This window comes from Lacticaseibacillus sp. 22 (assembly GCF_055413445.1).
Map to the genome: position 1 here is coordinate 1 of NZ_JBVAYD010000013.1, position 26,759 is coordinate 26,759.

General features: G+C 45.6%; 20 protein-coding genes. 14 read left to right on the forward strand and 6 right to left on the reverse strand.

From position 1 onward, the window contains the following. Positions 1-222 precede the first annotated feature (222 nt). Positions 223-1,800, reverse strand: coding sequence for a reverse transcriptase domain-containing protein (locus ACWP87_RS07580; protein WP_223804809.1), 1,578 nt, complete (start codon positions 1,798-1,800; stop codon positions 223-225). 685 nt (positions 1,801-2,485) lie between these two features. Next, a complete protein-coding gene (locus tag ACWP87_RS07585) occupies positions 2,486-2,812 on the reverse strand; it encodes a helix-turn-helix domain-containing protein (RefSeq protein ID WP_005685962.1) in 327 nt (108 codons plus the stop codon). A 656-nt stretch (positions 2,813-3,468) separates the two neighbouring features. On the opposite strand from ACWP87_RS07585, the gene ACWP87_RS07590 reads away from it, so the two are divergent. Continuing rightward, a complete protein-coding gene (locus tag ACWP87_RS07590; RefSeq protein ID WP_015764995.1) occupies positions 3,469-7,071 on the forward strand; it encodes a LysM peptidoglycan-binding domain-containing protein in 3,603 nt (1,200 codons plus the stop codon). 254 nt (positions 7,072-7,325) lie between these two features. Here the strand turns inward: ACWP87_RS07590 and ACWP87_RS07595 are convergent, their stop codons facing one another. Further along, positions 7,326-8,084 (reverse strand): matrixin family metalloprotease, encoded by a 759-nt coding sequence (locus ACWP87_RS07595; RefSeq protein WP_005685966.1) that lies wholly within the window; start codon positions 8,082-8,084, stop codon positions 7,326-7,328. 201 nt (positions 8,085-8,285) lie between these two features. Here ACWP87_RS07595 and ACWP87_RS07600 point away from each other — a divergent pair, with 201 nt between their 5' ends. From ACWP87_RS07600 to ACWP87_RS07655, 12 genes are all read left to right on the forward strand, one after another. Continuing rightward, a complete protein-coding gene (locus tag ACWP87_RS07600; protein WP_014569813.1) occupies positions 8,286-9,146 on the forward strand; it encodes a phosphotransferase in 861 nt (286 codons plus the stop codon). Positions 9,147-9,273: 127 nt separating this feature from the next. Further along, on the forward strand, positions 9,274-12,036 hold the full coding sequence (locus ACWP87_RS07605; protein WP_005685970.1) for a DEAD/DEAH box helicase: 2,763 nt from the start codon (positions 9,274-9,276) through the stop codon (positions 12,034-12,036). A gap of 136 nt (positions 12,037-12,172) precedes the next feature. Next, positions 12,173-12,571, forward strand: coding sequence for an iron-sulfur cluster biosynthesis family protein (locus ACWP87_RS07610; RefSeq protein WP_015764993.1), 399 nt, complete (start codon positions 12,173-12,175; stop codon positions 12,569-12,571). Positions 12,572-13,033: 462 nt separating this feature from the next. Further along, positions 13,034-14,620, forward strand: a complete 1,587-nt coding sequence (locus tag ACWP87_RS07615; RefSeq protein ID WP_005685974.1) for an ATP-binding cassette domain-containing protein — start codon at positions 13,034-13,036, stop codon at positions 14,618-14,620. 1 nt (position 14,621) lies between these two features. Further along, positions 14,622-16,274 (forward strand): ATP-binding cassette domain-containing protein, encoded by a 1,653-nt coding sequence (locus ACWP87_RS07620; RefSeq protein ID WP_005685975.1) that lies wholly within the window; start codon positions 14,622-14,624, stop codon positions 16,272-16,274. Between the two features lie 65 nt (positions 16,275-16,339). Further along, complete coding sequence (locus ACWP87_RS07625) at positions 16,340-16,603, forward strand: hypothetical protein (protein WP_005685977.1); 264 nt, start codon at positions 16,340-16,342, stop codon at positions 16,601-16,603. Positions 16,604-17,621: 1,018 nt separating this feature from the next. Next, positions 17,622-19,292 carry a peptide ABC transporter substrate-binding protein gene (locus tag ACWP87_RS07630; protein WP_014569812.1) on the forward strand — a complete coding sequence of 557 codons (1,671 nt, stop codon included), beginning with the start codon at positions 17,622-17,624 and terminating at the stop codon, positions 19,290-19,292. Between the two features lie 103 nt (positions 19,293-19,395). Continuing rightward, the gene (locus ACWP87_RS07635; RefSeq protein ID WP_005685979.1) at positions 19,396-20,346 is read left to right on the forward strand and encodes an ABC transporter permease; all 951 of its coding nucleotides are present in this window, start codon (positions 19,396-19,398) and stop codon (positions 20,344-20,346) included. A gap of 14 nt (positions 20,347-20,360) precedes the next feature. Continuing rightward, positions 20,361-21,317: an ABC transporter permease gene (locus ACWP87_RS07640; RefSeq protein WP_005685980.1), complete on the forward strand. Its 957-nt coding sequence runs from the start codon at positions 20,361-20,363 to the stop codon at positions 21,315-21,317. Positions 21,318-21,417: 100 nt separating this feature from the next. Then, positions 21,418-21,726: a hypothetical protein gene (locus tag ACWP87_RS07645; protein WP_005685981.1), complete on the forward strand. Its 309-nt coding sequence runs from the start codon at positions 21,418-21,420 to the stop codon at positions 21,724-21,726. A 72-nt stretch (positions 21,727-21,798) separates the two neighbouring features. Next, positions 21,799-22,863: an ABC transporter ATP-binding protein gene (locus ACWP87_RS07650; protein ID WP_005685982.1), complete on the forward strand. Its 1,065-nt coding sequence runs from the start codon at positions 21,799-21,801 to the stop codon at positions 22,861-22,863. Positions 22,864-22,883: 20 nt separating this feature from the next. Further along, the gene (locus tag ACWP87_RS07655; protein WP_005685983.1) at positions 22,884-23,774 is read left to right on the forward strand and encodes an ATP-binding cassette domain-containing protein; all 891 of its coding nucleotides are present in this window, start codon (positions 22,884-22,886) and stop codon (positions 23,772-23,774) included. Between the two features lie 144 nt (positions 23,775-23,918). Here ACWP87_RS07655 and ACWP87_RS07660 read toward each other — a convergent pair whose 3' ends face one another. From ACWP87_RS07660 to ACWP87_RS07670, 3 genes are read right to left on the reverse strand one after another with little or no spacing between them, the layout of a single operon-like run. Continuing rightward, a complete protein-coding gene (locus ACWP87_RS07660) occupies positions 23,919-24,632 on the reverse strand; it encodes a hypothetical protein (RefSeq protein ID WP_005685984.1) in 714 nt (237 codons plus the stop codon). Continuing rightward, positions 24,625-25,341 (reverse strand): ATP-binding cassette domain-containing protein, encoded by a 717-nt coding sequence (locus ACWP87_RS07665; RefSeq protein ID WP_005685985.1) that lies wholly within the window; start codon positions 25,339-25,341, stop codon positions 24,625-24,627. Before ACWP87_RS07665 ends, ACWP87_RS07660 begins: the two co-directional genes overlap by 8 nt. Beyond that, complete coding sequence (locus ACWP87_RS07670; protein WP_005685986.1) at positions 25,331-25,708, reverse strand: GntR family transcriptional regulator; 378 nt, start codon at positions 25,706-25,708, stop codon at positions 25,331-25,333. Before ACWP87_RS07670 ends, ACWP87_RS07665 begins: the two co-directional genes overlap by 11 nt. Positions 25,709-25,875: 167 nt before the next feature. Between ACWP87_RS07670 and ACWP87_RS07675 the strand changes: the two genes are divergently transcribed. After that, entirely contained in the window at positions 25,876-26,733 is an 858-nt protein-coding gene (locus ACWP87_RS07675) for an alpha/beta hydrolase (RefSeq protein WP_005685987.1), read from the forward strand. Positions 26,734-26,759 lie beyond the last annotated feature (26 nt).

The following is a 26,759-nucleotide window of genomic DNA, read 5'->3' on the forward strand; positions in this document are numbered from 1 at the left end:
ATAGTGAATCGTCAATGACGAAGGCTTGATCACGGCCGCTCACGACAAATTGATGGAGGTATTGAATCAGACGAACCGCTACCAGTAGAACCATCCGCTGCCAATTGATTCGAGCATCATTCAAGCAATTACGCCTTGTCCGTTTTGAAAAGTTGGGATCAGCTTCAGCTCGATGCAGTGAGTAACGTCGAAAGACGGACCGACTTAAAGGGCTTACACTCTTTAGAATTGATATTTAGAGTATCGCCAATGCTTATAATTATCCCGCCCTTGATGAAGCTTTTTTTGGTTATGCTTAATCTGACGCAATACCTGACGAAGAATGACAATTCGATACTTAGGTTGTCCAACTTCAAATATCTGCTGAGCTCGCGAAGCATACGCTAACATTGAGGCTCTTGGATTTTTTACCTCAGCACTTAAATATCGGATCGTCACCCCTTTGTGAATAGCGCGCAGTGTCTCATATTTCATTTCTCTAATCTGCTGAAGTCGGTGAAGAGTCTGTACCGTCTGATATATGTTTGGAACCACAGGTCTTTTTTTACTTTTTTCGGAACGTGTATTATATTTAAAGGCCATTTGATTTTGAATGATATCTGAATCGCTAAATCCATTCTTTACCTGATCATACAATCGACCAAGAGTGACATACTTGCCGACCTTTCGTCTTCCTCGATAGATAAATTTGTAAATGCTCTTTGACCGCATCGAAACAGAAATACCATCAAAAACGAATCCAAGATAGTCAATTCTCCCTGAGCGTTGTTTACCTGTTTCCTGAATAGGGTATAACATCACGGAATGGTTGTCTTGATCATATGAATACAGTTTTGTTTTTGTCGACTCAATTTTTAATCCCAGTTCAGTTTTGCTTCGCTGAATAACTCCCATCGCAAAAGTTTTGACGGACTCCTCACTAAACTGTTTTTGAGGTAAAACGATAATAAAGTCATCAGAATATCGGCGATAGAGTCCTCCCTCTTTCTCACACAATTTTGCTAACCACTCGTCAAAGTCAATCATGTATACATTGGCTAATACTGCACTAACAGCAGTACCTTGTGGAATGCCCACACGGTTTTTCCCAGAAAGACGAATTTTCTTGTCCTGAATTAGTTTGCCGAGTTCTTGTAAATTTTTTACATATGCGCGGGCATTGGACTGATCCGAATGATGCGTCCGGTAGGCAACTTTGATATGCGCCGTTTGCAGCTGTTTTTCTAAAGTCTTTCGACTGATCGATTGGCATTGTGTGATTGCTCGAAACATCTTTTTCCAGTCCTTGGGCAGATTTCCACTAAAAACTTTTTGTAAATTGGTTCCGAGGTATCGATGAGATAGAGTGTCGAAAAAATGATGGAAATCACCCTTAATAACCCATGATTTCGACAATGCAGTTATGCGGTCAAAGACTTCTTTTGCAGTGGTAATGTTTGAAAGATGGACTCCAGGATGTCGTTCGCGATACGCGACAGCAACATCGTTAATGTGATGACTTAAAGCATAGTCAGAGTATAGCCGATTCAATGCTTGGCCATAAAAGCGATACATCAAAGCATCATGATGGGAAGGTAGCATAATTCTTCGCGCTTTAGCCTGAACTGACTTTTGTCGAGCGTGATAGATCCGAAATCGAATTTCAAAAGAAATAAACGGTAAGTAACGGTGATGGACAATATCACCACTTACAATATCCGAAACTAACTGTTTCCTTTCACTCTCTGTAACTGGAAAGTCAAAATGCAAGTAATCTTTACCATTGATTCTTTCAAGCGCACGTAAACCAACCTGTGTCACTAAATCCAAGAAATTTCCTCCGCCAATTTTGCAATATCAATGACTTTAAAGCTAAAAATGAAATCAGGCGAAACCTAAACGACTGTATTTGTCGAAAGTCTCGCCTGTCTATCTTATCTCCGCAGGGATACACTGCTTCGAAAATAACATCTATCATTGTCTGACAGATGAATACAATTAACATTACAATTATAGTGGTTAACATTATAGTTGTGTCGTTAGTCAGCCATAAGGAGAACAGCCAAATGAATAAATACATCGTGTCTGCACTTGCTAACAGCATTATCGAGCAAATATGCTTGACATTACCAGCGGCTGGCATTGCGAAAGTCTCACCCGCGACCAACGTCGAATAGTATCATATCGGGATCGGTAATTTTAGTCTACCATATTTTGCATCCTGAATAAAGTTGTGCCTAACCTAACACCAGACGGCATTGTGCCTAACACCAAAAGTCCCGTCTTCTCGGGACTTTCTCCGGACATTCAACTTTCACTCTTTAGTTATCGCACATAAAAACCTCCAGTCGCGTGCATTTGCACAAAACTGGCGGCTTTTTTGATGAGACTTGATTGAATACGTTAAAAACAAGAGGAAGAATTTAAAATTGCCATTTTGAAATCAAAAATATAAGAAAAGATGTTGGATTAAATAAATTCATGATCAGTCGTTTACGCATGGTTATCACTTATTGTCCCTATGAATCAACGTGTTCACGATCTTGTGGAGTGCCCGGATAACTTCCGGATCTTTAATCAAAGCGATTGAAGAAGCCAGTTCGGTTGTTTCATCTCCGTCTTCTGGAAAAGTGAAGAATTCTTGATAACTGACGTCTAATCCGGAAACGATGCGTTCTAGTGTGCTCATTCTGATGTCGCCGCGGCTTCCGCGTTCGATTCTGGCTAGCATGGAAACGTCCATGTTGGCTTTTTCGGCTAGTTGTTCCTGGGTCATGGATTTGCTGAGTCTTAATTCGTGGATTCTTTTGGCGACCTTTTCCTGTAACCGCATCCCTTAACCCCCTATCTGCCTTGGTCATAACATCAACGCTACCTGACTCCGGATTGAAGGATTAGGGCTAAATAACACATATTTTTAAAAAAAGTGGACTTATTAGACCATAAAGCTTTATAATATTATTTGTGGTTGACAGATGATGTGAGGAGCAATTGCCATGGTAAACCTTGTTATTCGCTGGAATCGTCGGACGGATAAGGTTTGCGCCACTGTTGGGGTGGTAGTGTATATACTTTCAATCATGTTGCCAGCTGCAAGTCGTAGGCAGATCAAGCCGGCTTTTTTGAACGCATCATGAAAAGCATATGGGGATGTTCTTTTTTCGACAAGATGCTTACAAAACATAACAGTCTGTGTGGCGACAATTTTCGTGTGGGGCGAAGATTATCGCTGCCGTTCGTATATCATTAGTTTATTTTAATGGCTTGCAGGATCTGTCTTTTCCTAGTAAGTTGTGCCTTGAATATCCTGTCTATGGCGGGATATTCTTTTAGTTTACGCTGGTTTTGATCATTGTGAATTTGTAAATTGATTCTGTAAAAAAGATTTGGTAACTTTTACAAAAATTGTTGAATAGTTTGTATAAAGAAATCGAAAATAGAAGTATAATAACATTTGTATTTAATATTAAAGGATTTGGAGGAGTACAAATGGGAACAACGAAGCGGCGAAAATTTTGGACAGCGCTTACAAACAACGAACATAAGGTGACATTGGTTCATAGTAAGCATCATGGCTGGTTGGCAATTGGATTAACGTTTTTTGCAATGGGGACTGCAGGAATCGCCTTGTCAAGTCAGGGCCAAGTGGTGCATGCAAGTGACCAACAGCCTGCAACACAGCAAACAGCGACCAATCAGGGCCGAGTTTGGAAAGTTCGTCCAGTAAGCCAAATCGAAGCACAGATTAAAGCTTCCGGGACGGGCTCGACGAATTACAACATTCAATGGGGTGACACGCTTTCAACGATCAGTGAAGCGCTGAATCACACCGGCTTCACAACATCAGTAGCGCGACTGGCAGCCATTAATCGGATTGCCAACGTGGACTTGATTTATGCCGGCGCCAAGTTATCCCTGCAAGGTAGTGGTGACAATGCGACAGTAACGACGCAAGACGTCTCGGGAAATAATCAAACATTTAATTTAAATCCAGCAAAACCGGCTACCCTTACACCGGCGCAACAAGCTGAGGCTAAATATACTGTAGTTGGCGGATCAACTGGCGGCACTTCAACTGGTGGCGCGTCATCTGCTCCTGCTGTCACACCTAATCCTGGAAGTACCGATAAGGATGCCCTCCAAAAACAACTGGAAGCGATCCAAGCGGCGAAGGATAAAGCAGAAGCTGAAAAAGCAGCAGCCGAAAAAGCCCAACGTGAAGCAGAAGCTAAGTTGACCGCCTTGTTGAACAACGAAAATACGGAGACATTGGCGCAGTTGCAAGCCAAACGAACCGCGGCGCAAAGGGCAGTTGATGCAGCCAAAGCTAAAGTGACGGCCACGCAAGAAAAGCTTCAAGCCGCTCAAACAGCAGCACAGCAAGCACAAACAGCTGCTGACCAGACAAATGCGGCAGTGGCTGCAAAACAAGCCGCCGTTGATCAGAGCACAGCCCAAGTCAACAGCGTCACCACACAACTGAGCGATTTGCAGAATCAACTAAATACGCTGGCAGACCAAGTGAAGACCAACCCAGATTCACAATCAAAGGTTAATGAAACAAAAGCCCAGTTGGCAGTTGCACAACAAAAGCTGACAAGTTATGAAGGCCAGTTAGCCGATGCAACTACAGCTCTGACTCAAGCAAAGCAAACAGCTAGTCAAGCGGGACAAAAATTAACCGCAGCCACCCAAGCGGTTAATGCGGTTAAAAATGAGGCTACGACAGCCCGAAATGAATTTGACCAAGCTGAAACAACTTTGAAAGCTTTACCCGCATCCGTGACGAGTCAAAACAGCCAAGAAGCAGAAACCGTTAAAGCTCAGTTGGCTGATTTGAAGGTCAAAGTAAACCAATTAGATACAACGATTGATACGCTTAACGCTCAAATTGCAACGTGGCAAGATCGTTTGGCAACGGCACAAGATGATGCTGCAACAGCTCAAACAGACTTGGCCGCTGCTAAAACCAAGTCTGAAAAAGTCGACACAACCGACCATCAACAGACTGTAGAAGCTGCTCAAACATCAGTTGCTGACGCTAAGAAGACTTTGCCAACAATCTATGTGCCAAAGAACACTGACAAGAAAGTCACCATCAACAAAGACGAAAATGGCCAGACGCTCAACAACTTGGACGGGTACAAACTCATCACTGCCGGAACGCCTGTTAAGTCGGTTCAGACTTCTAGCAACGGTGACACAATCACGACTTATACAACGACCAATGTTTATCATAAGATTGCCTATCAGACAGTTAACAAAACGGTCAATGTGGATCAGTCCGGAAATGCGTTAACGAACACAGATGGCTATACTAAAGTTTCTGTATCGAGACAAGTTGCTGAATCAACCGATCCTAAGACTGGCGATGTCACGACGACGGTTACATTAACCACTGTTTGGAAGAAGACGGAAACGCCAACGCATACCACGGTCAACAAGACTGTGAACGTGGATCAGTCGGGCAAGGTTTTGACAAGTACAGATGGCTATACAGAAGTTTCACGTTCTAGCAAGTCGGAAGACACCAAGGATAACGCTGGCAACATTACCACAACGGTTACAACCACCATTATCTGGAAAAAGAATGAGACGCCAACGCACACCACCGTCAACAAGACCGTCAATGTGGACCAGTCAGGTAAGGTTCTGACAAGCACAGATGGCTATACAGAAGTTTCACGTTCCAGCAAGTCAGAAGACACCAAGGATAACGCTGGCAACATCACCACGACGGTTACGACTACAATTGTCTGGAAGAAGAACGAGACGCCAACCCACACCACCGTCAACAAGACTGTGAACGTGGATCAGTCGGGCAAGGTTTTGACAAGCACGGCTGGCTATACAGAAGTTTCTCGCTCCAGTAAGTCGGAAGATACCAAGGATAATGCTGGTAACATCACCACAACAGTTACGACCACGATTGTTTGGAAGAAGAACGAGGTCACAACGCCAGCCATTGTGAACAAGACCGTCAATGTGGACGAAGCAGGTAACGTTTTAACTAGTGTTGACAATTACTCGCTTGTTAACAGTTCAAAAACGTCTAAAGAAGACCCAAGCTCATCGACAACAACCTTCACCACGACCAACGTTTGGAAAAAGAATACCGATCCAAACGAAACAATCATCAATAAGTTTGTTAACGTTGATGATCAAGGCCACGAGCTAACTTCTACTGATGGGTATGATTACATTGGTGGAGGATCAGCTACAAGTTGGTTAACGACTAGTGATGGTCACAAGACAACAACAGTGACCTACACAAGCACGTATCACAAGCCACAAGCCAAAACCGTCACAAAAGAAGTTGACGTAGACGAAGGCGGCAATACCTTGACCGACAAGACCGGTTACGTCAAGATTTCGTCAACGCCAATTACAACAGTATCGAAGGATCCGAATACTTGGGATACAACGACGACGATCACGACGAAAAATGTTTGGCGCAATGTGGAAGCTGCAGGAACCATTATCGGCGCAATTAAGAGTGTCAACGATGCTACCACGCAGCTGATTCAAACGCAGATCGAAAAGAATGATCGGAAAGTTTCGATTGAACAAGCTGCACAGTACACGGACAAAGATCTAACCATGGCGGTCATCAAGAAGTTCAATGTGCTGATCAATGGTGAACAGAAGCGTACCGGTCATGTTCAAACTTCCTTAACTTCAGATCCGAAAGCTTATGAGATGGAAGCACCGCGCGCCGTTGAGGTTATGTTCAAGTTCAGTCACACGCGGCCAGTTAATGCACCAGCAAGTGGTACTGAAGCCGTCACCTATCAAAAAGGCGAGCCTTACATGAGCCGAAATACTGAGAACATTTCAATTTCCTCGCTTTGGAAGAAGGATGTCGATGGCAGTGCCGATAAGCTGAGCACTTTGATTGCGGAAGCGATGTTCAAACAATACATTGTGGATGAACGTCCAGAAAACAACCACGGTGAAACAGGCGGTCACTACCAAAACATCATTAACTCTGGCTACAAGAACATCGTCATCGGCGTTTACGTCGTTGATGAAGGTGATTTCTATGCCGCTTCAACTGCTGTTGCAACCGGGAATGATGGAACCTTCAATTAAGATGAACCACTGATCGAAACCGATCGCTAACCACGCTGGTGCTGTGAAGTTTAACATTTTACACGCGGGTCCGATTCCCGCGGTGGTTTTATAGACAGAACAAAGTCAACATGCACTTTGAAAACTGGCAAATACTAATAAGGCAAAAACTGTCAGAACCCTCAATGCTGATATGAAGGCTCTGACAGCTTTTTTGAGATATGCGTGAGTAAAGCCAAAGCAAGAATTGGGTTCCATGTAAGCAAGCAGGCTGCTTATTGGGCATAAATCGCCTTGAGCCCTGCAATATCGCCATCAGATAGTTGCGTAACCCCGCGCGTGACTGGATACATCACCGAATCAGTCGACTGGCTATGATCCAGTCCGAGCGCGTGGCCAAGTTCATGCATGGCCACGGCCGCATTAATGGATTGTGATGGGTAAGCTAGGTTGAGACTGGCGCGGGCATGGTTGATAACGGTAACCTGTGCGCCTAGCGTTTCCACGATAATGGTCGGCCCGCCTTCTCCAAGTTCGGTGGTACCAAGACTTGCTTGGCTCATGTCTTTTTGATAACTGGAAAAAGTGATCTGATTGTCGCTTCTTTTGCCTTGACCGGGGATGAGCTTAACAATACCGGTTGCGTTGTAAGCGCGCACGGCATTGGTGAAAACAGTGTGTTCTGCTTGCGGTAAATTGGCGTCAAAATGGTAATAGTAAGTACGCTTAAGGTGTCGGCCTTGGACAATATTCAAGGCCGGGGTGGCTCCTGCTGGCGTACTTGCCGAGCGTGAAGTTGCCTGGCTAGTGGTGCTTGAGGCAAGACTGGTGGAGGAGGTTTGACTGGCCGAGTCCGCAGATGAATTGCCGTGCAGCCAGTTACCAACAGTGTGCGTTGTTGTAGCCCATGCCTGGGCGATGCCGGCCTTCACTGTTTCGCGAGTTGTGAACGGGAGTGGACTTTCGGTGCTATAAACCAGAAAAACGCCTGCCACAAGCAAGATCAGCCAAAATAAACGGTTGCGGTGTTTCATGCCCATTGGCCTCATTTCCAAAAAAGAATTTGCTGACTGCGTACGATTATTCTATGCTAACTTAGACGTGGTTGTCGTGCAGCTTTAGACTGATATTTTAACGGTTTTGTAGGGAATCGTCATCCGGTAGTGTCACAAGTGAACGATCTCACCGGAGAAACCTGTTAGCGAGCCATCAGTTGAAAAAGTGGAGGGGATCAAATGGATTCTTTATCAAGCGTGCTCCTTGCTTATAACCTTGGTCGCGTCACAAAAACGATTCCAATGACAAATGGTAAAAGCAGCATGGCATGGCGAGTTGAGACAATATCGGGACCGGTTTTGGTCAAAACAGTTCCCAGTACGGAACAGGATTTGCTTGAATTTGCGCTAACACAAGCTATTCAAGACGTTGATAGCCACTTGACGCCAGCAATTTTGTTAACACAAGCTCAGCAACCATTTATCAGTGTGAACAAGAAAATTTATCAAGTTCAGCGATTCTGGGAACACCATCCCTCTGCACCTACATTAGCGGCAGCACTAAGTTGTTATCTAAAAATTCGGAAAGGTTTAGATCAGTTTGAATATGATTGGCAACCACAAGATCCGCAGCCATTGCAGCAACTGTGGCAAAAGCAGCATGCCAAGTTGCAGCAAACTCAGCCGGCAATTTATGCACATTTGGTTTCTCAGATAGAATCGATGCTCTTGCTCGACCAAGCTCAGGAAGCATGGGTGCATGGCGACTTAGGACGGTGGAACTTGCTCACAATGACGAATAAGCAAGTTGGTATCATCGACTTTGGACAAGCTCGTCGCGGTCCGCGTTTTTTGGACTTAGCGGCCCTTTATCATGGTTTTATGCCGAGGCAGGGAGTCGCACTATCTGTCTATACTGAGCGTTTTTGCCATTTAGCTGGTATTAGTGAAGCTGATCGGCCACTCTTTTTAGCAACAGTTCGCTTGTGGTTGGTAAAAGGATTATTGGTAGGAGTTGAAAAAGAACCGACTGCTGTCCAGGAGTTGTGGAGTAAAATTCGGTTAATCACTGGGATTGAGGAAACTGGTGAAGGTTGTTAGTCGTCTTGATGTGACTTTACTTTACTTTTCATGTGCAAAACCATCAATGATATTGTAAAGTAGTTGTTAATATTAATTGATTGGGTACGCTTTTATTAAAGGCCTAAGGAAAAGGACATTGACGACGATGAGTAAAACCTACACGATAGATGGAAAGCAATATCTTTATATAAATATCGCGCAGGACTTGAGCGCCCAAAAGTTAGGTAAAATTGTGATTCTGCAAGATATTGCTAGTAACAACTATTGTTCAATTCCTCAAAGTGAACTTGAAATACGCTCGGGGAATAATTTGGCTGCTCATGTAGCGCTTTATCGTGCGCGAATTGTTGGCCGCACCGATGTTTACGCACATCGCTATTTTAATAAAAAAGCACAGAAAGATATTTATTCGCCTTTTCCGGTTTTTAAAGATAGACGACCAGTTAAAGGTACTTATGCACCGTTGACCGATCAAGATCTTATTGATCATCTTGAGGGACAAGAATTTTTGGGGTTTTACCCAATGCTGAAAGACGATACGACTAAGCAACTTATCTTGGACTTTGATGGTCATCATGAAGGCCAGCACTGGCAAGCGGTGACGATGACGGTCAAAAAATTGTGTAGGAAATATAATATTCCTTGTTTGGTGGAATTATCGCAGTCTGGAAAAGGAGCTCATATTTGGTTCTTTTTCGCTCAACCCGTTGCAGCAGGATTGGCGAGAAGGCTTGGAGACGCGATTTTAAAAGCGGCAAGTGCGGTTAACACCAACATTTCGTTTTCCGCATTTGATCGAATGTTTCCTAGTCAAAGTGTGTTGGGAAATGGTCAAATCGGCAACCTGATTGCTGGGCCATTGCAAGGGGAACGCCGCTTGCACGGTTTTGCTAGCTTTGTCGATGACGCGTTTAAACCGTTAGCGGATCAGTGGCAGGCGTTGGAACGAGTCGGTTTAATTGATGCAGCAACGATTGATCAATTGCTTAACGAGTTAGCGAATCGGTCTGTATTTCGACTGTATAACGATGATCAGGACAGTGAGCTAGATCTACTAAAACAACCTCTTGTTATTGACCAAAAGCTGACCATTATTCACGCCAACGCTTTATATATTGACAAAACAAGCTTGACTGACCAGCAGATTATGAGTCTCAAATATCTTGCGTCTTTTCACAATCCCAAATTCTATGAACGTGAAGCCCAGCGTCAGTCGACTTTTGGCGTTCCAAGAATTATCAGCCTGTTTGAAGAAAATCATCAATATCTTCTGCTTCCGCGTGGGTTAGCGGATAGGTTGCGTGGTTTGATTCCAAATATCCAGTGGCAAGACGAGACGATTAAAGGATTACCCATAAAGGCTACATTTAAGGGGCAACTTCGCCCTGATCAACTACCCGCATTTACCGCATTGGGAAAAGTTTCCACCGGCATTTTGCAAGCGCGTCCAGGTTTTGGCAAGACGGTGATAGCGGCAGCCTTAATTGCCAAGCATCAGGTTAGCACTTTGATATTAGTTAAAAACAAGGCGCTTGCAGAACAATGGGTTACTCGACTGAATCAGTTTCTCGAGGTTGAAACAGCGCCAATTTTGACTGAGTTAACCCGAACTGGTCGAAAACGGCATAAGCGCAGTATCGGCACGTTTTTTGGCAATAAGAAAAATCGCAGTGGTGTGATTGATGTTGCAACCATTCAGTCTTTGACGGGAGATATTCAAGTTCAAAATATCTTGAAGGACTATGGCATGGTGATTTCAGATGAAGTTCATCATGACGCGGCTTACACTTACGATCAAGTGATTAAGCGGATCAGGTCGCAATACTTATACGGATTATCTGCCACCCCGTACCGACGCGATGGACAAGATCCCATCTTAATCATGCGCTATGGACCAATTCGTTACCAAACGGATGCCATTGATAGCCAGTTCGCGCTTAAAGTAAAGCGAAATGTCATTCCCCGCTACACGAGCTTGGGTATGCTGTCTTTGGAAATGGCAAATAACAGCCTGACGCAAAATCGTGAAGCAATGTTAAATGATGAGCAGCGTAACCGAGCATTAGTTCGAGATGTCCAAGCCAATTTAGCAGAAGGTCGGCATGTTCTTTTATTGACCGATTTGCGTGCGCATGTTGAACAGTTGGCAGAGGCGTTACCGGAGCAAGGCGTCTACAAACTTTATGGTGGCCAAAAATCAAAGGAAAATGATCAGATCGTAGCAAAAGTTTCGCAAACACAGGCGGCTTATGCATTGATTGCGACAGGAAAGTATGCCGGTGAAGGGTTAGACATAAGTGGTATCGATACCATCATTTTAGCCATGCCATATTCGTGGAAAGGCATTGCGGTTCAATTTCTTGGCCGAATGCAGCGGTCGTTGAGCACCAAACCGGAATTACGAGTTTACGATTATATTGATCCGTCAATCCCGATGCTTGCTCGCATGTATCATAAGCGTCTTAAAGAATACAAACGCCTTGATTACAAGATAACCGAAGATCAGTTTTCCAAGCAGTCAGGATTGCGCGTTTATAATGGTGATTATCAAAAAGACCTGCGCCGAAATTTAATCGCGGTTAATAAGATAACCATTATAGCAAACCAACTCTCCAGATTTATGGAAAATATGATGACGATTGTCCAAGCCAATCATGGACAGATTCAGGTCATTTTGAATCAGGATCAATATAAAGAAGTCGAGCTGAAACGATTAAATGACGTGTCTTATACGTTTTACAATGGCAACTTACCTAACTGCTTAGTTTTAGGAGAAGAACAACTTTGGTTTTCTTCTGACAACGGTTTTCAACGTAATAGCGGCATGACGATTCAATTCAATCAGCCTGCCTTTGTTAAACAATTTCAAACAATGATGACTCAAAGCACTCGGGGACTGGATCTTTAAATGCAAGTAAACCGGTAAGTGATGTACGAGCAGTTGTCGTTGTTTCAAATTTAATGGCAAATTTCCTCGCGCACAATTGATTTCCCCTACAAAAAGTGGCAAACTAAAAGTAAGTAACAGGAAAGGTGACGGTATGATGGCAACGATCAAGTTATCGCAGTCGTTTGTTGATTTGATGAAGAAGAAGCATTTTGACCAGAAGATTCTGTTGTTGATTGCTGATGATGGCGGCGGGCGGTATTCCTTACAAGGCGGGGCCTGCAGTATCGGCACAAAGTTTTCGTTAATTGTCCTTGATGAACCGGATCCGGATTATCAAGTGAAGTTGGAAAATGATGCCGGGTTGCAGCTTTACACGTCCGACTATGACATGATTTTCTTTGCAAACGGCTTGGCGATGGACTTTAAGCAAGGTGCGATCAGTATCAAAGATGACGCTCATGCTTATTTGGACGGAAGCGTTCGAATTGCTAAGGGTTCAGATGTGCTGGCAGCGTTTAAGAAGGGCATTATGATGAGTGGCGCTACTTGCTAGTTATTCGCGGCAGTATTAGAAAATAAGTAAATTAGACGACACTGGCGATGGTAATTTCGTTGTCAGTGTCGTTTTTGTCTAACCGCAGTGAGCTAGTCAATAACGTTAAAAGGCACGCACAGCATGTGAATGTTTGTAAACTCACCGTAGATTTTTTTGAAATGACAAACCTTCTTCGTTGCCTTTTGACCAAATAATTGGTACTATTGCATCATAAAATAACAAGTCGAACGGAGGCTTTTTCCAATGCGGATCAAAGACCGATTTACCCCATCAAAACTTAATGTCGGGGCTGCGCTTGGTGCAGGGTTCTTTGATGCGCTTCGCAGGTAGACTTTCGGTCGGTCATAAAATTGGATTAACGTTAGGCGGCTGAGAGGTCGTCTTTTTGTTTGCCATTGTGCAGCCCTAAGTAGTCGTTACGATTGGTTCGGCCAGTCGGAGGAAACGAGGGGATATGCTATGCAGACAATCATGCAAATCGGCGCCTTGAAGAAACGGTGGTTATTGGGATTATTCATTTTACGGGTTGCCATTGATGGGTTCAATGTGGCGATTTCGATGTTGATTCAGCTGGGATTGACCGCTGCATTAACAGGTCGCACAGGGATGCTGGTAGGTGTTTTTGCTGGCATGCTCGGGGCAACAGTGGTCTACACCGGACTCTACTGGCTGTCAGGCGTTGTCATGGAACGGTTAAAACGACGCTTGAGTGTGGCAGTCGCCCGGGCGTTGATGGCAAGTTTCTTGTCGGGGGATGCGCAGGATGCACCGGATGCAGGTGTGGCAACGAATTTATTGATCTCGGATACGCAGAATGTGATGCAATTTTTGGACAGTGGTGTGCTGCCGTTGGTTGATTTTGGCATGACAGTTAGTTTAGGACTGGTGTATGTCGCGACGCAATCTTGGCAGTTGGCTGTGGCTTTTATTGTATTTGGGCTTTTGTTTGCCTTGGTGTCACGCCATTTATTTCGCCGTCAAAATCAGGCACAAACCAGTTTAATTGCGGTGGATGATCGGCATAAGGGATTTTTCAATAACTTTTTGGCAAACTTTGAACCGGTTCGTAATCTGAATGTCTTTGGTTATATTCGGCAGCGGCACCAGGCCATTTTTCAGGAAGCACAACCGGCTATTCAGCAACTGGCAGGCGCAACCGGGGCGCTGGCAGGTATTTTTAATGGCGGCATTTATTTGGCGGAGGTGCTGACACTAGCGCTGGGGTTTGGCTTGCTTCCACTGACGCATCAATCTGTTGCCGGTGTTTTGGGAGCCTGGAATGCCGGGGTGGGGTCCATTCTGTGGCCGTTTTTAGGATTGGCACCAACCATTGGCTATCTCGCGCAACAACGGACCTCACTGAACCGGATTTTGCCGCGCTTGCAGGGATCGTCAAAAGTTCAAATCGCGCCTTCCGAGGTCAATTCGGCACAACTGTTGACTATCGTAGGCGATCAGGTTGCTTTTCATTATCCGCATAGTGAGCGCCAATTATTACGCGGATTGAATTTTGAGATCCATAATCGCGGGATCACTTTTATCGTTGGGGCAAACGGTGCTGGCAAAACAACGCTGATGAAATTGATCCTCGGCGATTTGACGCCAACATCTGGTCAGATTAGGCTTCAGGGATCCGTAGATAAAGTCACCCCGGCTGAATTAATGGCTTTTGTGCCGCAACGCAGCGTGATGTTTACCGCTTCGGTGACAGCCAATTTGCTTTTGGACATGGAGGCTTCTTCACCTCAGATAAGACCGTTACTGGAAAAACTCGGGTTGGGAAAATATGCTGAGGACCTCAATCAGATTCTTCAACCTGCACAGTTATCGCCGGGTGAACAGCGGCGATTCGGCATTGCCCGCGCCTTGCTTTCAAATCGTCCGTGGCTAGTCTTGGATGAGCCGTTTTCAGATATTGATGCTGCCAACCAGATGGCAGTGATGCAAGTGTTGCGACAGGCTGCCCACACTCACGGCATTTTGATGATCACGCATACGTTTGATTTTGTCACTTCTGCTGATCAAATCATTAAGGTGGGTGAATAAGATGACTGAATTAAAACAGTTTTGGCATCTTTTTAGTACGCGGATTGTGCCAGTGCTATGGATTATTGCCATGATTTGTGCCGCAATTGAGTTTGGGTTAGCGCGGTTGATTCAACGGTTGACCCAGCGAGGTGCACTTACCATGCCGTTGATGATGATGGCTGTTGTAGCAGCAGGGGTGATTGGCGGTGGTCGCTGGCTCATCGCACGCTGGCAAACGCAGGCACATTATCAACTCACCCAAACGCTGCAATCACGCTTAATGGCAGCACTAATGAACGGACCAGTTGCAGTTGATCTTGCAGCTCGAAATGAACGGGTCAATAGTTTGACAACCGAAGCGCCACTAGCAGCACCTTTGTTTATCAAATCGGTAACGGCTATTTTAGTCGGATTATTTTCATTTCTCGCTGCCAGTCTATTTGGCTGGTTAAGCTCCTGGCCGTTGATGCTTATCATTATTGGGTTGTGCTTGACGGCTTTGCTGATTCCTAAAGTGATGGCCGGTCGGTTAACCCAGGCACAAGACACGCAACAATCTGAAAATGCGCGGATGCAAGCAGCACTGTTGGAAATTCTCGCCGGACGTATGCTTCTAAAAGATTATCAAAAAGAACAGTTTGGTTTGCAACTATTTAGCCGAACATACCAAAGCTTTGCCGATTCCCAATATCGCATGGGTTTGCAACAAACCGGTACGATTGTCATGGGGTTTGCACTGGGCTTATTCGTTGATATTGTGATTTTGGGCGTTGAATTACTGTTTGTCGGTTTCAAATTTATCTCCATCGGGCAATTTGCTGCTTTTGCAATGCTGACGCCCAGTTTTACCTGGTTGTTTTACAGTATGCCAGGCCAGTACGCGCAGTTATCACGGAATCTAGTTGCAGCTAAAAGAATCTTCGGGTTAATTGTGCCGGTACAAGCAGCGTCGAGAAATATTGCTGCTGAAAGCCAAGAAGCGCCCTCAGCTCACCAGCCAAAAAACTCGGTACAACAGTTGCTTCTCAAACACATCACTTACACGTATCCAGATGCATCTCGGCCGGTTTTGGCGCAATTGAACCTAAAGCTAAATGTGGCGGCACATGAAAAGATTCTGATCACAGGGCCAAGCGGTGGCGGTAAATCAACTTTGATTCGAATTATCTTGGGGCTTTTATCACCGCAAGCGGGCAGCGTTCAAGTAGAGCCGGACACTCTTGAAACATCACACCAACTTGCGCGCATCATCGGCTTTGTACCCCAAGTGGTGGCTTTGTTTGATGATACGTTGCGGCAAAACATCGCGCTTGGCCGCAATGTAAGCCAGACGGCACTATCGGAAGTGTTAGTCCAGACTGATTTACAGACATTTGTCCAGCGATTGCCAGAAGGACTCGCCACGCCGCTTCATGGCCAGACAAGAGCCAATGTTTCGGCCGGTGAATTACAAAAGATTGGTTTGGCACGGGCACTTTTGGCACAACGGAATATTTTGGTATTAGACGAGCCCTTCGCAAATTTAGATGCCGCAGCTGCAAAAAGCCTCAGTCAGCGATTGCGTCAACTACCAGTCGCATTGATTGTTATTTCACACCGTCAAGATGTTGAACAATTTTGGGATCGCGCGCTGCGGTTAGAACATGGACGGTTGAATGAAGCCAAGTTTTGAATAAAAGTAATTGGCAAGCGCTCTCATTTTCCGTATAGTGAAGATACCAAGAAAGGAGATAAAGAATGTTTAACTGGTTGATTTTGGGACATATCGTATTTGGCCTCATTGCATTTGTTGGTTCGTTGCTGTTGGCGCTTGGTTTCCGTACCTCCTTTGCCAGCCTGACAGCGATGCAGCAATGGGGGATTGGCCTTTCGATCGGCGGCCTGTTTGCGACCATGGCGTTTGTGATGTTCACGGCAGCTAATGTCATCCCTGCGCTTTTATTTATCGGCGCGGGCATCGCGTTATTGTGGACGTTAATCCACCGTCGTACCGAGGCATAAAACCGCGAGCACATGAAGATGAAAAAGTCGACTGAGTGTTTTACTGAGTCGATTTTTTTAATGGAAAAATTGCCGTAGCACGAAGAAAGTGGTCCACTTGTTTAAATTCATGAGAAAAATAAATACCTATATTTAATTTAAAACAGTTTCAAATAAACGCAAACTCATTTTGTTCAAAAACGGGCCTATCGTTCATTTGTAGTACAAGGTGGCCAGTTTTAGAGCTTCAAAGTCTTTTTTCAGTACAATCTGTGGTTGATTTATTAATTTTGCAATTAAAAGGCCGTTTTTTTAAAGAAGATTAAAAGCCACTGAGCGCTAGGTAGGACTGATATAGCAGTTTATGTCGCCGTTATTTAGGCGGGCTGGTGAGGATCTTTTTAAAAATTAACCGTTGACGAACTATTTTTTTAAACGTATGCTAACTTTAATTTCTTCGAAGGGAGTTAACATGATGACCCAATTTATTCAAGCCATTTCCATGTGCATGTGCAGCTGCTATGAACGACATAGTGGTTCTATTTACATGGCTGGAGATTAGCTTGGGTGACGGAAATCACGTGACTTGAACGAAGAACGAAACTGGCGGTGTATCTAGAATCCTAGATGCACCGCCAGTTTTTATTTTATAACGCGGTTAATGGCGGAGGAATGAGAAGGTAAGCAATTTAACCACAATGGCCAATTTAGGGCCCAGCCATCATGGTTAAGGTTGGTGACACTTCGAGCTCTGCTCGCGCGCTGATTTACGCTCCATAACGCGTTCACCGGCGCAGAAGTCTGCGTGTAAGGACCTTGGTCGCAATGGCCAAAGTGCGGCCATCACGCCCAAGGTCGCTTACACTCCGACTTCTACCCGCGCTGACTCACGCTCCATAACGCGTTCACCGGCGCAGAAGTCTGCGTGTAAGGACCTCAGCCGCAATGGCCAAAGTGCGGCCATCACGTCTGAGGCCGCTTACACTCCGACTTCTACCCGCGCCGGTTCACGCTCACTTTATTTTAGGAGATGGCTTTTATGAAGAAGCATCATTTGTTAACAGCACTTATCACAGGCGCTGCGCTTGCGACGTTGTTGGTCGGTTGTGGCGGTCAAAGTAGTTCGGCGTCTGGAAATGCGCAGACGCTTAACTTAACTGAATCGGATGATCCGACAACATTAGATGTCAACGATATGCGCAATTCTAATGAGAACGATATTTTATCCGAAGTACAGGAAGGTTTGACGGCGATTCAATCGACAAATGGTAAGGATAAAGTCGTTTTGACCGGAGCCAAATCTTATACCAAGTCGGCTGATGGCCTTACTTATACTTTTAAGTTGCGGGATGCAAAGTGGTCAGATGGTAAAGCCGTGACCGCTCAGCAGTATGTGGATTCCTTCCGGCGGTTGCTGAAGAAAGAAAACGCCTTTTCACAGGCCACTAATGCCTATTTCATCAAGGGTGCGGAAGCTTATAACACGGGAAAAGGCAGTGCTGAAGACGTTGGTGTCAAAGCAATTAATAAGAACACCCTCCAAATTCAACTTGCTTATGCTTACCCGTCACTCTTGTCAGATCTCTCCTCGGTTGTGTATTATCCGGTTCGCCTCGACAAGATTAATCAAGTCGGTAATAAGAAGTGGAAAACTGACGTGAAGGATCAAGTCTTTAACGGGCCATTTAAACTAACAGCGTGGAAAAAGAATGACAAGATCACGCTGAAAAAGAATCCATCGTACTGGAATGCCAAGAAGGTTAAGCTCCAGAAAGTTACTTACACAACGACGGACAAGCCATCGACCGTGCTGTCATTAATGCAAAGCGGACAGTTAGATGCTTTGTCAGCCTCAGGGAAACAAATTGCCGATTTTAATAAACTTGCAAAGAGTAATAAATTGGTTTCACGCACGCAAAATGGTCCCGGTACCACAGTTTTGATTATGAATCAGCATAATGGCGGGACGCAGGGATTGTTCAAGAATACGAAGGTTCGGGAAGCATTTTCATTGTCCATTAACCGCGATGATTACAATAAAGCGGTCAGTGATGGCCAGGACAAATTGACCTACACAATGGCACCGCCAACGCTGAATGTCGGGTCGACCAATTACGGCAAATATGTCGGCAATCCATTGAAAGAAGCCCAGGCTCAATACAACACAAAAGCTAAGCGGCAGGCATTGTTGAAGGAAGGTCTAAAAGAGTTAGGCAAGTCGACCGACCTTAGCAAGTTGAACTTTGTTTATTTAACGGTTGGCAGTGATGATACTGGTACTTGGTTGAAGCAGGCGATTAAGCAGCAACTTGGTGTCAAAGTAACGATTAAAACGGCCCCAGATGATGCCAGCTTCATCCAAATACGTAACAACAATCAATACGATTTAATGAATAATGGCTGGTCGGCTTCAGCAGATCCTAACTCTTACCTGAGTCTGTGGAATTCAAACAATGGCTTCCAGAAGTTCTTTGGTGGTTATAGCAGCAAGACGTTTGATGATCTGGATAATAAACTGAATGGCAACTTGCCCACCAAAGAACGATTGGCTTTGTACAAACAGCTGGAAACCCAGTTAGTTGCCAAAGACTTCGGGGTCGTACCGTTAACCAACCCACAATCAAAGGTTTACATCAATAAGTCGGTTAAAAATCTGCAAACAACGGTATTTGGCGGAACCTTTAACTACACTTATGCTTCGAAAAAGTAATCAACCGAGAACGTGAGTCATGCGTTTGGTTGATGTAGGTACGGATTGATGGGAGATGGCAGAAAATGACAAACCATGATTTGAAAAACAGGTGGTTACACTTATGATCAAATTGATCATTCGGCGTTTCATTGAATTGCTGATATCGACCTTTTTAATTGCAACTGCGACGTTCTTCTTGATATCTGCAGTTCCAGGCGATGCGTTGAGTGCGCAGACTGATAAGTTACCAGAAGCCACGCGGGAGCAAGTCTATAAAAACACTGGTCTAGATAAGCCGGTTCTGGAACGTTATGCCATTACGATGAATAACATGGTGCATGGGCAATTTGGCGAGTCGATTAGTGACCCGTCTGTGACCATGAGCAGTTTGATTCGTGATCGGCTGCCAGCATCGGCCCGGTTAGGTATTCAGCAGATGCTGCTAGGCATTCCGCTGGGCTTGTTGCTTGGCATTTTGGCGGCGGTTTATAAAAACACCTGGATTGATCGTGTCATTACGATTTTGGCACTGTTCTTAATGTCAATTCCCAGTCTGGTGTTGGGCCTGCTCTTGCAAAGTTATTTTGGCGGCAAACTTGGCTGGTTTCCGATTATTGGCTGGCCAAGCGGTGATCAGACTTGGTGGGGTGGCTGGATTTATACGGTCCTGCCAACCATTGCTGGTGGCATTGGCTACATTGCGGGTTATGCGCGTTTATTGAAAAATTCAATGGTCGATGTTGGCTCAAGTGAGTATGTCATGACGGCACGCGCGAAAGGATTGTCAGAGCCGCAAATTGTCTTACACCATATCGTGCGAAATGCCTCTATTCCAATTATTACGTCATTGCCGGTTACCTTGGCATTCGGTATTACCGGATCGGTGTTTATCGAAAGTATTTTCGTCATTCCCGGTGTCGGACAATATTTTGTCACGGCACTGAATAATCGGGATGTTCCGATTATCATGGGCGAAACGGTGCTGCTGGCGATCTTGTATATTGTCACGATGTTCATCACGGATTTACTGTATACACTGGCTGATCCGCGAATCAAACTCTATGACAACTGAAGGGAGATGGACGAATGGCTGCAAGTGATACGGATTTTCATTTTGTTCAGGCAAGTGGCAATTTTAGTACGCCAACTGTGCTGACCGAGCCAGACCAAGTCGCGACCATCGAAGCAAATGCTCCCAAAAGTATCAGTTTCTGGGCATCGGCTCGCCAAAAGTTGTTAAAGGATCGACTTGCTGTTGCCTGGGGGATCATTTTGATCTTAATCGTATTGGCGGCGTTAATTGGTCCACAGATTCAACATTATGATCCTAACCTCATTCGTGTTAACAGTCGTAATGTTGGCCCAAGTGCCGCTCACTGGTTCGGAACTGATCGCTTAGGTCGGGATTTGTTTACCCGAACCTGCATTGGCGTTCAGGTGTCATTGATGGTCGCTATTTTGAGCACTTTTTTGGCCATTGGTTTTGGAACCATTTATGGGATGATCATGGCTTTCTTTGGCGGCTGGGTTGACGAAATCTTGATGCGGATTATTGAAGTGTTTAATTCGTTACCAGGCTTGCTCATTACGATGCTGATTATGGTGGTTCTAGGCAATGGTATGTGGACGATGCTTTTTGCTTTGGCGGTTACCAGTTGGTCAGGATCAGCGCGTCAGGCTCGCGGATTGGTGATGCAGTTGCGGGGCTTGGATTATGTTACAGCGGCAGTGATGTTGGATACACCGTTGTGGCGGATTATGGCGCGGCATCTGGTTCCCAACATGATGAGTATTTTGATTCTGGATATTGGCCAAAGCATTCCGGATAACATTTTTGGTGAAGCCAGTCTTAGTTTCCTAGGGCTGGGGATTCAAGCACCGAATACGAGCTTGGGAATTTTGATTGCTAATGGTCAAGACCAGATGCTCCAACATCCGCTGCAACTGTACATCCCGATTTTGATTTTAATCGCCATTGTCTTTGCGTTTAACATTCTGGGGGATGGCTTGCGTGATGCGTTGGATCCAAAGTTTCAGGACTAATTGAACCGACTGCCGGCAACGAGAAGTATTTCGTCAGGAAGACTTCACCCAAAAGCCGTTGCTCAGGCAGTTGCGATGAGAAGTATGAAGGAGGACCATCATGATTCAAAAACATCCCTGGCAAGTCATCACCGCTTTATTTGTCGGTTTGTTTGTCACAACAACCGGCTTTTCCCTGACGCATGAGCCCGCGTTAGTGGCCTTGCTGTGGGGGTTGCATCAAACTTTTTGGCTGCTAGTTGGCTTAGCGTTACTTGCAGTCGGCATTAAATTACTGCTACACACGCGGCGACCGCATGCTGCTTTAACCAGTCGCTTTCTTGGCAGCCTCCCCGGAAATGGTCAATTGGCACTTGTGGCAGCGATTAACCTGCTGGGTGGTGCGTTAATTGATTTGTATTTGTACTGACAAGCAACGCGATCTAGAATCGTTTATACAAAGCAGTAAAATGGCTAAACTAATTCATGAAAGGGGCGCGGCATGACTGATATTGTTTCCATTAAGAATTTAAACGTGACATTTCATGAAGCAAATGAAAATGTTTATGCGGTCAATGGCGTCAACCTGACTTTGCATCAAGGCGAGACGCTGGCATTGGTCGGCGAATCAGGATCGGGCAAATCGGTAACTACGCATGCGTTATTAGGCTTACTGGGTAAGGATGCCGAGGTCAAAGCAGACGTCATGCAATATGGTGACACTGACCTTTTACATGCAAGCAAAAAAACTTATACCCATTTACGCGGTCAGGAATTGGGCTTGATTTTTCAAGACTCGCTCAGTGGCCTTAACCCGACCATGCGGATTGGCCGTCAAATTGGTGAAGGTGTCAAAGCACATCAACATCTACATGGCGCGGCGTTAAAAGAAGCGGTGTATGCTGCTATTCAAGATTTCGGTCTTGATGATCCTGCTTTGATTGCCCGCAAGTATCCGCATGAACTTTCCGGCGGGCAACGGCAACGGGCAATGATTGCGATGGCTTTGATTATGCATCCGAAAGTATTAGTCGCAGATGAACCGACCACGGCTTTGGACGTTACCTTGCAGGCACAGGTGTTGGATTTGATTAAGACCCAGAAGGCGAAACATGATCTAAGTGTCATTTTCATCACCCATGATCTCGGCGTGGTGGCTAATATTGCCGATCGGGTGGCGATTATGTATGCCGGGAAAATCGTGGAAGTCGGCACTGCCAATGAAATCTTTTACAATCCGCAGCATCCCTATACGTGGGGCTTGTTGGATGCCGTTCCGAGTTCGGATGACCAGCGGGAGCAGTTATTTACGCTACCGGGAACGCCACCGGATATGCGTAAACCAATCACAGGTGATCCGTTTGCACCGCGTAATCCTTATGCGATGGCGATTGACTTTAAAGAAGCACCGCCGTTGTTTCAGGTATCGCCTACCCATTTTGTTCGCTCGTGGCTGCTTGATCCACGCACACCAAGCTATCAGCCGCCAGTGACGATTCAAAAACGGTGGGATCGCTTTGCGGACATGACGGCAAAACCACAAACCGTTGTCGCGAGCCGGGCTTAGGTAAAAGGAGATGACGATATTTGACAGCACCATTGTTTACCATTGACGACCTGAGTGTTACGTTTCATAAAGGCCGCCAGCCCATTAAAGCAGTGGATCATATTAGCTTCACAATTGAGCCGGGGACAACGGTGGGATTGGTTGGCGAATCGGGCTCTGGCAAAACCACCACGGGTCGCGCCATTGCTGGTATCGGGCCGATTTCAGGCGGCGATGTGCGCTTTTTGGATCAGTCGATTCAGCATTTTTCCCGTACTGAACGCAAGCAGTTTCGGCGTCAAGTTCAAATGGTGTTTCAGGATCCGTTTGCATCGCTGAATCCGCGGCAAAAAGTGGCGGATATTATTGCAGAAGGAATTGATAACTTCCATTTGGCTGGCTCGCATCAGGAACGAATGGATCAGGTATTGCAGCTGTTGGCGCAGGTCGGATTACCGCCAGACGCCATTAATCGATTTCCGCATGAATTTTCAGGCGGTCAGCGGCAACGGATTGGGATCGCGCGCGCTTTAGCCGTTCAACCCAAGTTTCTGGTGCTGGACGAACCGATCTCGGCATTAGATGTGTCCATTCAGGCCCAAATTGTTAACTTATTGCGGCGAATTCAAAAAGAGCAGCAGTTGACCTACTTGTTTATTGCTCATGATCTATCCATGGTGCATTACATTAGTGACAAAATTGTCGTCATGTATCGTGGTCGGATCGTAGAAGCAGGTGCAACCGAGGCGGTGTATCGCCACCCGCTGCATCCCTATACGCAAACATTACTGGCGTCTGTCCCACAAGCCGATCCGATTTTTGAACAGCAAAAGACCCATGTTCAGTTTGACCATGAACCGATTGCACGAACGGCAAACTTAGTCGAGGCGGCACCGGAGCACTGGGTACTGGCGGCGCAAACTGAAGCGTAATTGGATTAAATTGCAATAGATGAAGAAATGCCTTATTCACTTAGCCAGCAGCAAGCGAATGAAGTCAAACGAAAAGCCTGTGATGACCAATAACTGGTCGCACAGGCTTTTCATTTGGAATCAATTATTTTGGATGGGGTGAGGTTACTTAGTTTCAACCCATTTTTCCAGTAAGTAGACGTTGATAGCAGAGATGAGGGTAAAGATGATGAGGAAAACAGCGATCACGGCACCGAAATTGTAAGTGTGTAACGGCATGAACAAGAGGCGCTGTAGTTGATTGAATAGATATGAAGCGATAACAATGACGACTAAATAAATGCCCCATTGAACAATACGAATCCGAGTTTCTGGTAAGAACGCCATGATGGTGACGGATAACATGTGCACGAGGCTGACAAATGCCCAGATGAAGAGGCAAGTTAGTGCGATGATAATGACGCCTTCGATAATGTCTGGCCAGGCACTAGCAGTTGGCAAGTGCATGCCACGACCGGAAAGTTCCAGGCCACCTAATACAAGCCCTTCAATGATGCAGTAAAAGGCGAAATTAGCAACAGTGCTGAATAAATTCGCGACGTAAAGCTTTAGATTTGTGGTCGGCACTGCGCGGTAATAATTGTTGACCCAAGTATGTTCTTGTTTGATGGCAAGCCGGATAAATAAGTAGATGCTACCAAACAGGACATAAGGGGAAAGCATACTGAAAAAGAATTGTGCTGACAGTTGCGAATCACCGCCAAAATAGACCAAAATTGCGGTGATAATAGCAGCAACAATGGTCACGATAAAGGTGTTCAGCGCAGTCTTAAATCGTTGCCGAGTCAGCACTTTTGCCATGGTCCAGGTATTAGTCATTGGTTTTGCCTCCTTGATACAGACTTTCATAGTAAGCTTCCACGCTCATGCCGGTTTCCGCACGGAGCTGTTCCGTGTTCTTATGGGCGACAATATGTTTATCTTTTAACACAACGATTTCATCAAGAATATTCACGATGTCGTTAACGTGATGATCCGAAATGATCACGGTGGCGGCATCGGGCTTCCAAGCGATCATATTGCTGATGAGTCGTTTGCGGGTCATACTGTCAATGCCTTCAAAGGGCTCATCAAGCAAGTACAGCTGGGTCTCGCGGGCCAAGGTCAACGCGGCGATAAACTTTTTACGATTCCCGGTTGAAAGGGCGTTGAGTTTTTGGTGCAAATCCAATTCATACTCAGTGGTGAATTCCGCAAACGCTTTTTCAGAAAAGTCGATGTACATCATGGCATAATCGATGGCAATTTGCTGAAGGGTGCGGCTGGCGTTGACACCTTTGAGTGATTCGCTGAAACTGCTGAGTTGTTTGCGATCGACAATGCTTTCTGAGGCGCCGATTTGAATGGTGCCGGTAAAATTGGTTGCCAAGCCGTTTAACAGCCGCATCAAGGTGGTCTTCCCGGCTCCATTCGCACCAAGCAAACCGATGAAGTGGCCTTGGTGGACGTTGAGATTAAGATCATCCAAAATCAGGTGACGATTGCGTTTATAAGTAAGATGTTCTGCTGAAATCATGCTAGTTGTCATGGTGTTCCTCCTGTTCGTCAACATACTGAGAAAAAGCGTCCTTCATTTCGTCGGCCGTTAGATTCAAGTCGGCTAATTGACGGTATAAATGGTCAAGTTCGGAGCCGATGACGCGTTTTTTCATGTCGATCAGCACTTTAATGTCATCAGTAACGAAATTGCCTCGCCCCCGACGCGTCACGAGCACGCCTTCTTGAATTAACTCGCTTAACGCACGCTGCACCGTGTTGACGTTGACGGTTAACTCGGCGGCAAGTTGGCGAACCGCCGGCAGTTGCGCGCCTGATTTGAGCCGATCGGTAATAATGGCTTGATAAAGATATTGTTTGATTTGAAAATAAATCGGCACCTTATCATCGAATTCCACGGTGTCCCTCCTCACTAGTGTATTAGCTATCTATTACACTATAGCATTAAGCGATGACGTTGCCAAGGAAGTTTGACAACTATTTTGAAATTAAGAGGCTTAAACCTCAAAATCAGGGTAAGCGTGGTACAATGCAAAGCAAGAACTACTGGGGAAAAGTGAGGCGAATGATGACGAAAAAATGGGCTAAAGTCTTTCTTATCATTGGCATCTTTTTGGTTGTCAGCGGCGGCGCGTGGCTGTGGCTGAATCGCGGGGCAACCCCTTCGACCAAACGGGTTGCCGGAACCTACCAGACGCCTACCGTTTTTGTTCACGGCTTTGGTGGCGGCTATGGTTCTGAAAAGGACATGATTAACGATCTCAGCAAACATCCCGGATTCCGCCAAGTCCTACGATATACGGTGACCAACACCGGACAGCTTAGCGTTAGTGGATCGTGGTCGCCAAGTATTCGGCATCCGTTAATCGCGGTGGTGTTTAGTAGCGGCCGGCCAGATGCATCAACGCTGGATAAGATTCTAAAACAAGTCAAGAAGCGATATGGCGTTAAGGCCTTTAATGCAGTCGGTCATTCTGCGGGTTCGACGGCTTGGGCCGAATGGTCGCTCATGCCGGATAAAAAAGGGACGCCGGCATTGGAGAAACTCATTACGATTGCCGGACCTTTCAATGGCTTTCCGGGGATGGGCGGCATGAATAGTGGTCTTGATATTAAGCTGGCTAGCGATGGCCGACCAAGTACAATGTCGGATCGGTACAAACCGATGTACGAGCATCGCCAGTATTTTCCCAAAACAGCCGCGGTTTTGAACCTGTATGGAAATCTTGGGAAAGGCTCGGATGGCCGCGTGCCGGTTAACTCAGCCCGGTCATTACGATACCTTGTAACAGATCGTGCCAAAAGTTACACCGAACGGGAGATTACCAACAGCAAGGCGCAACACAGTAAATTACACGAGCATAATCCACTGGTGAATCGGTACTTGTATGAGTTCTTAAGTACGGGGAAGATTAACCATTAAGGATCGCCAGCACAAACAAAAAACCT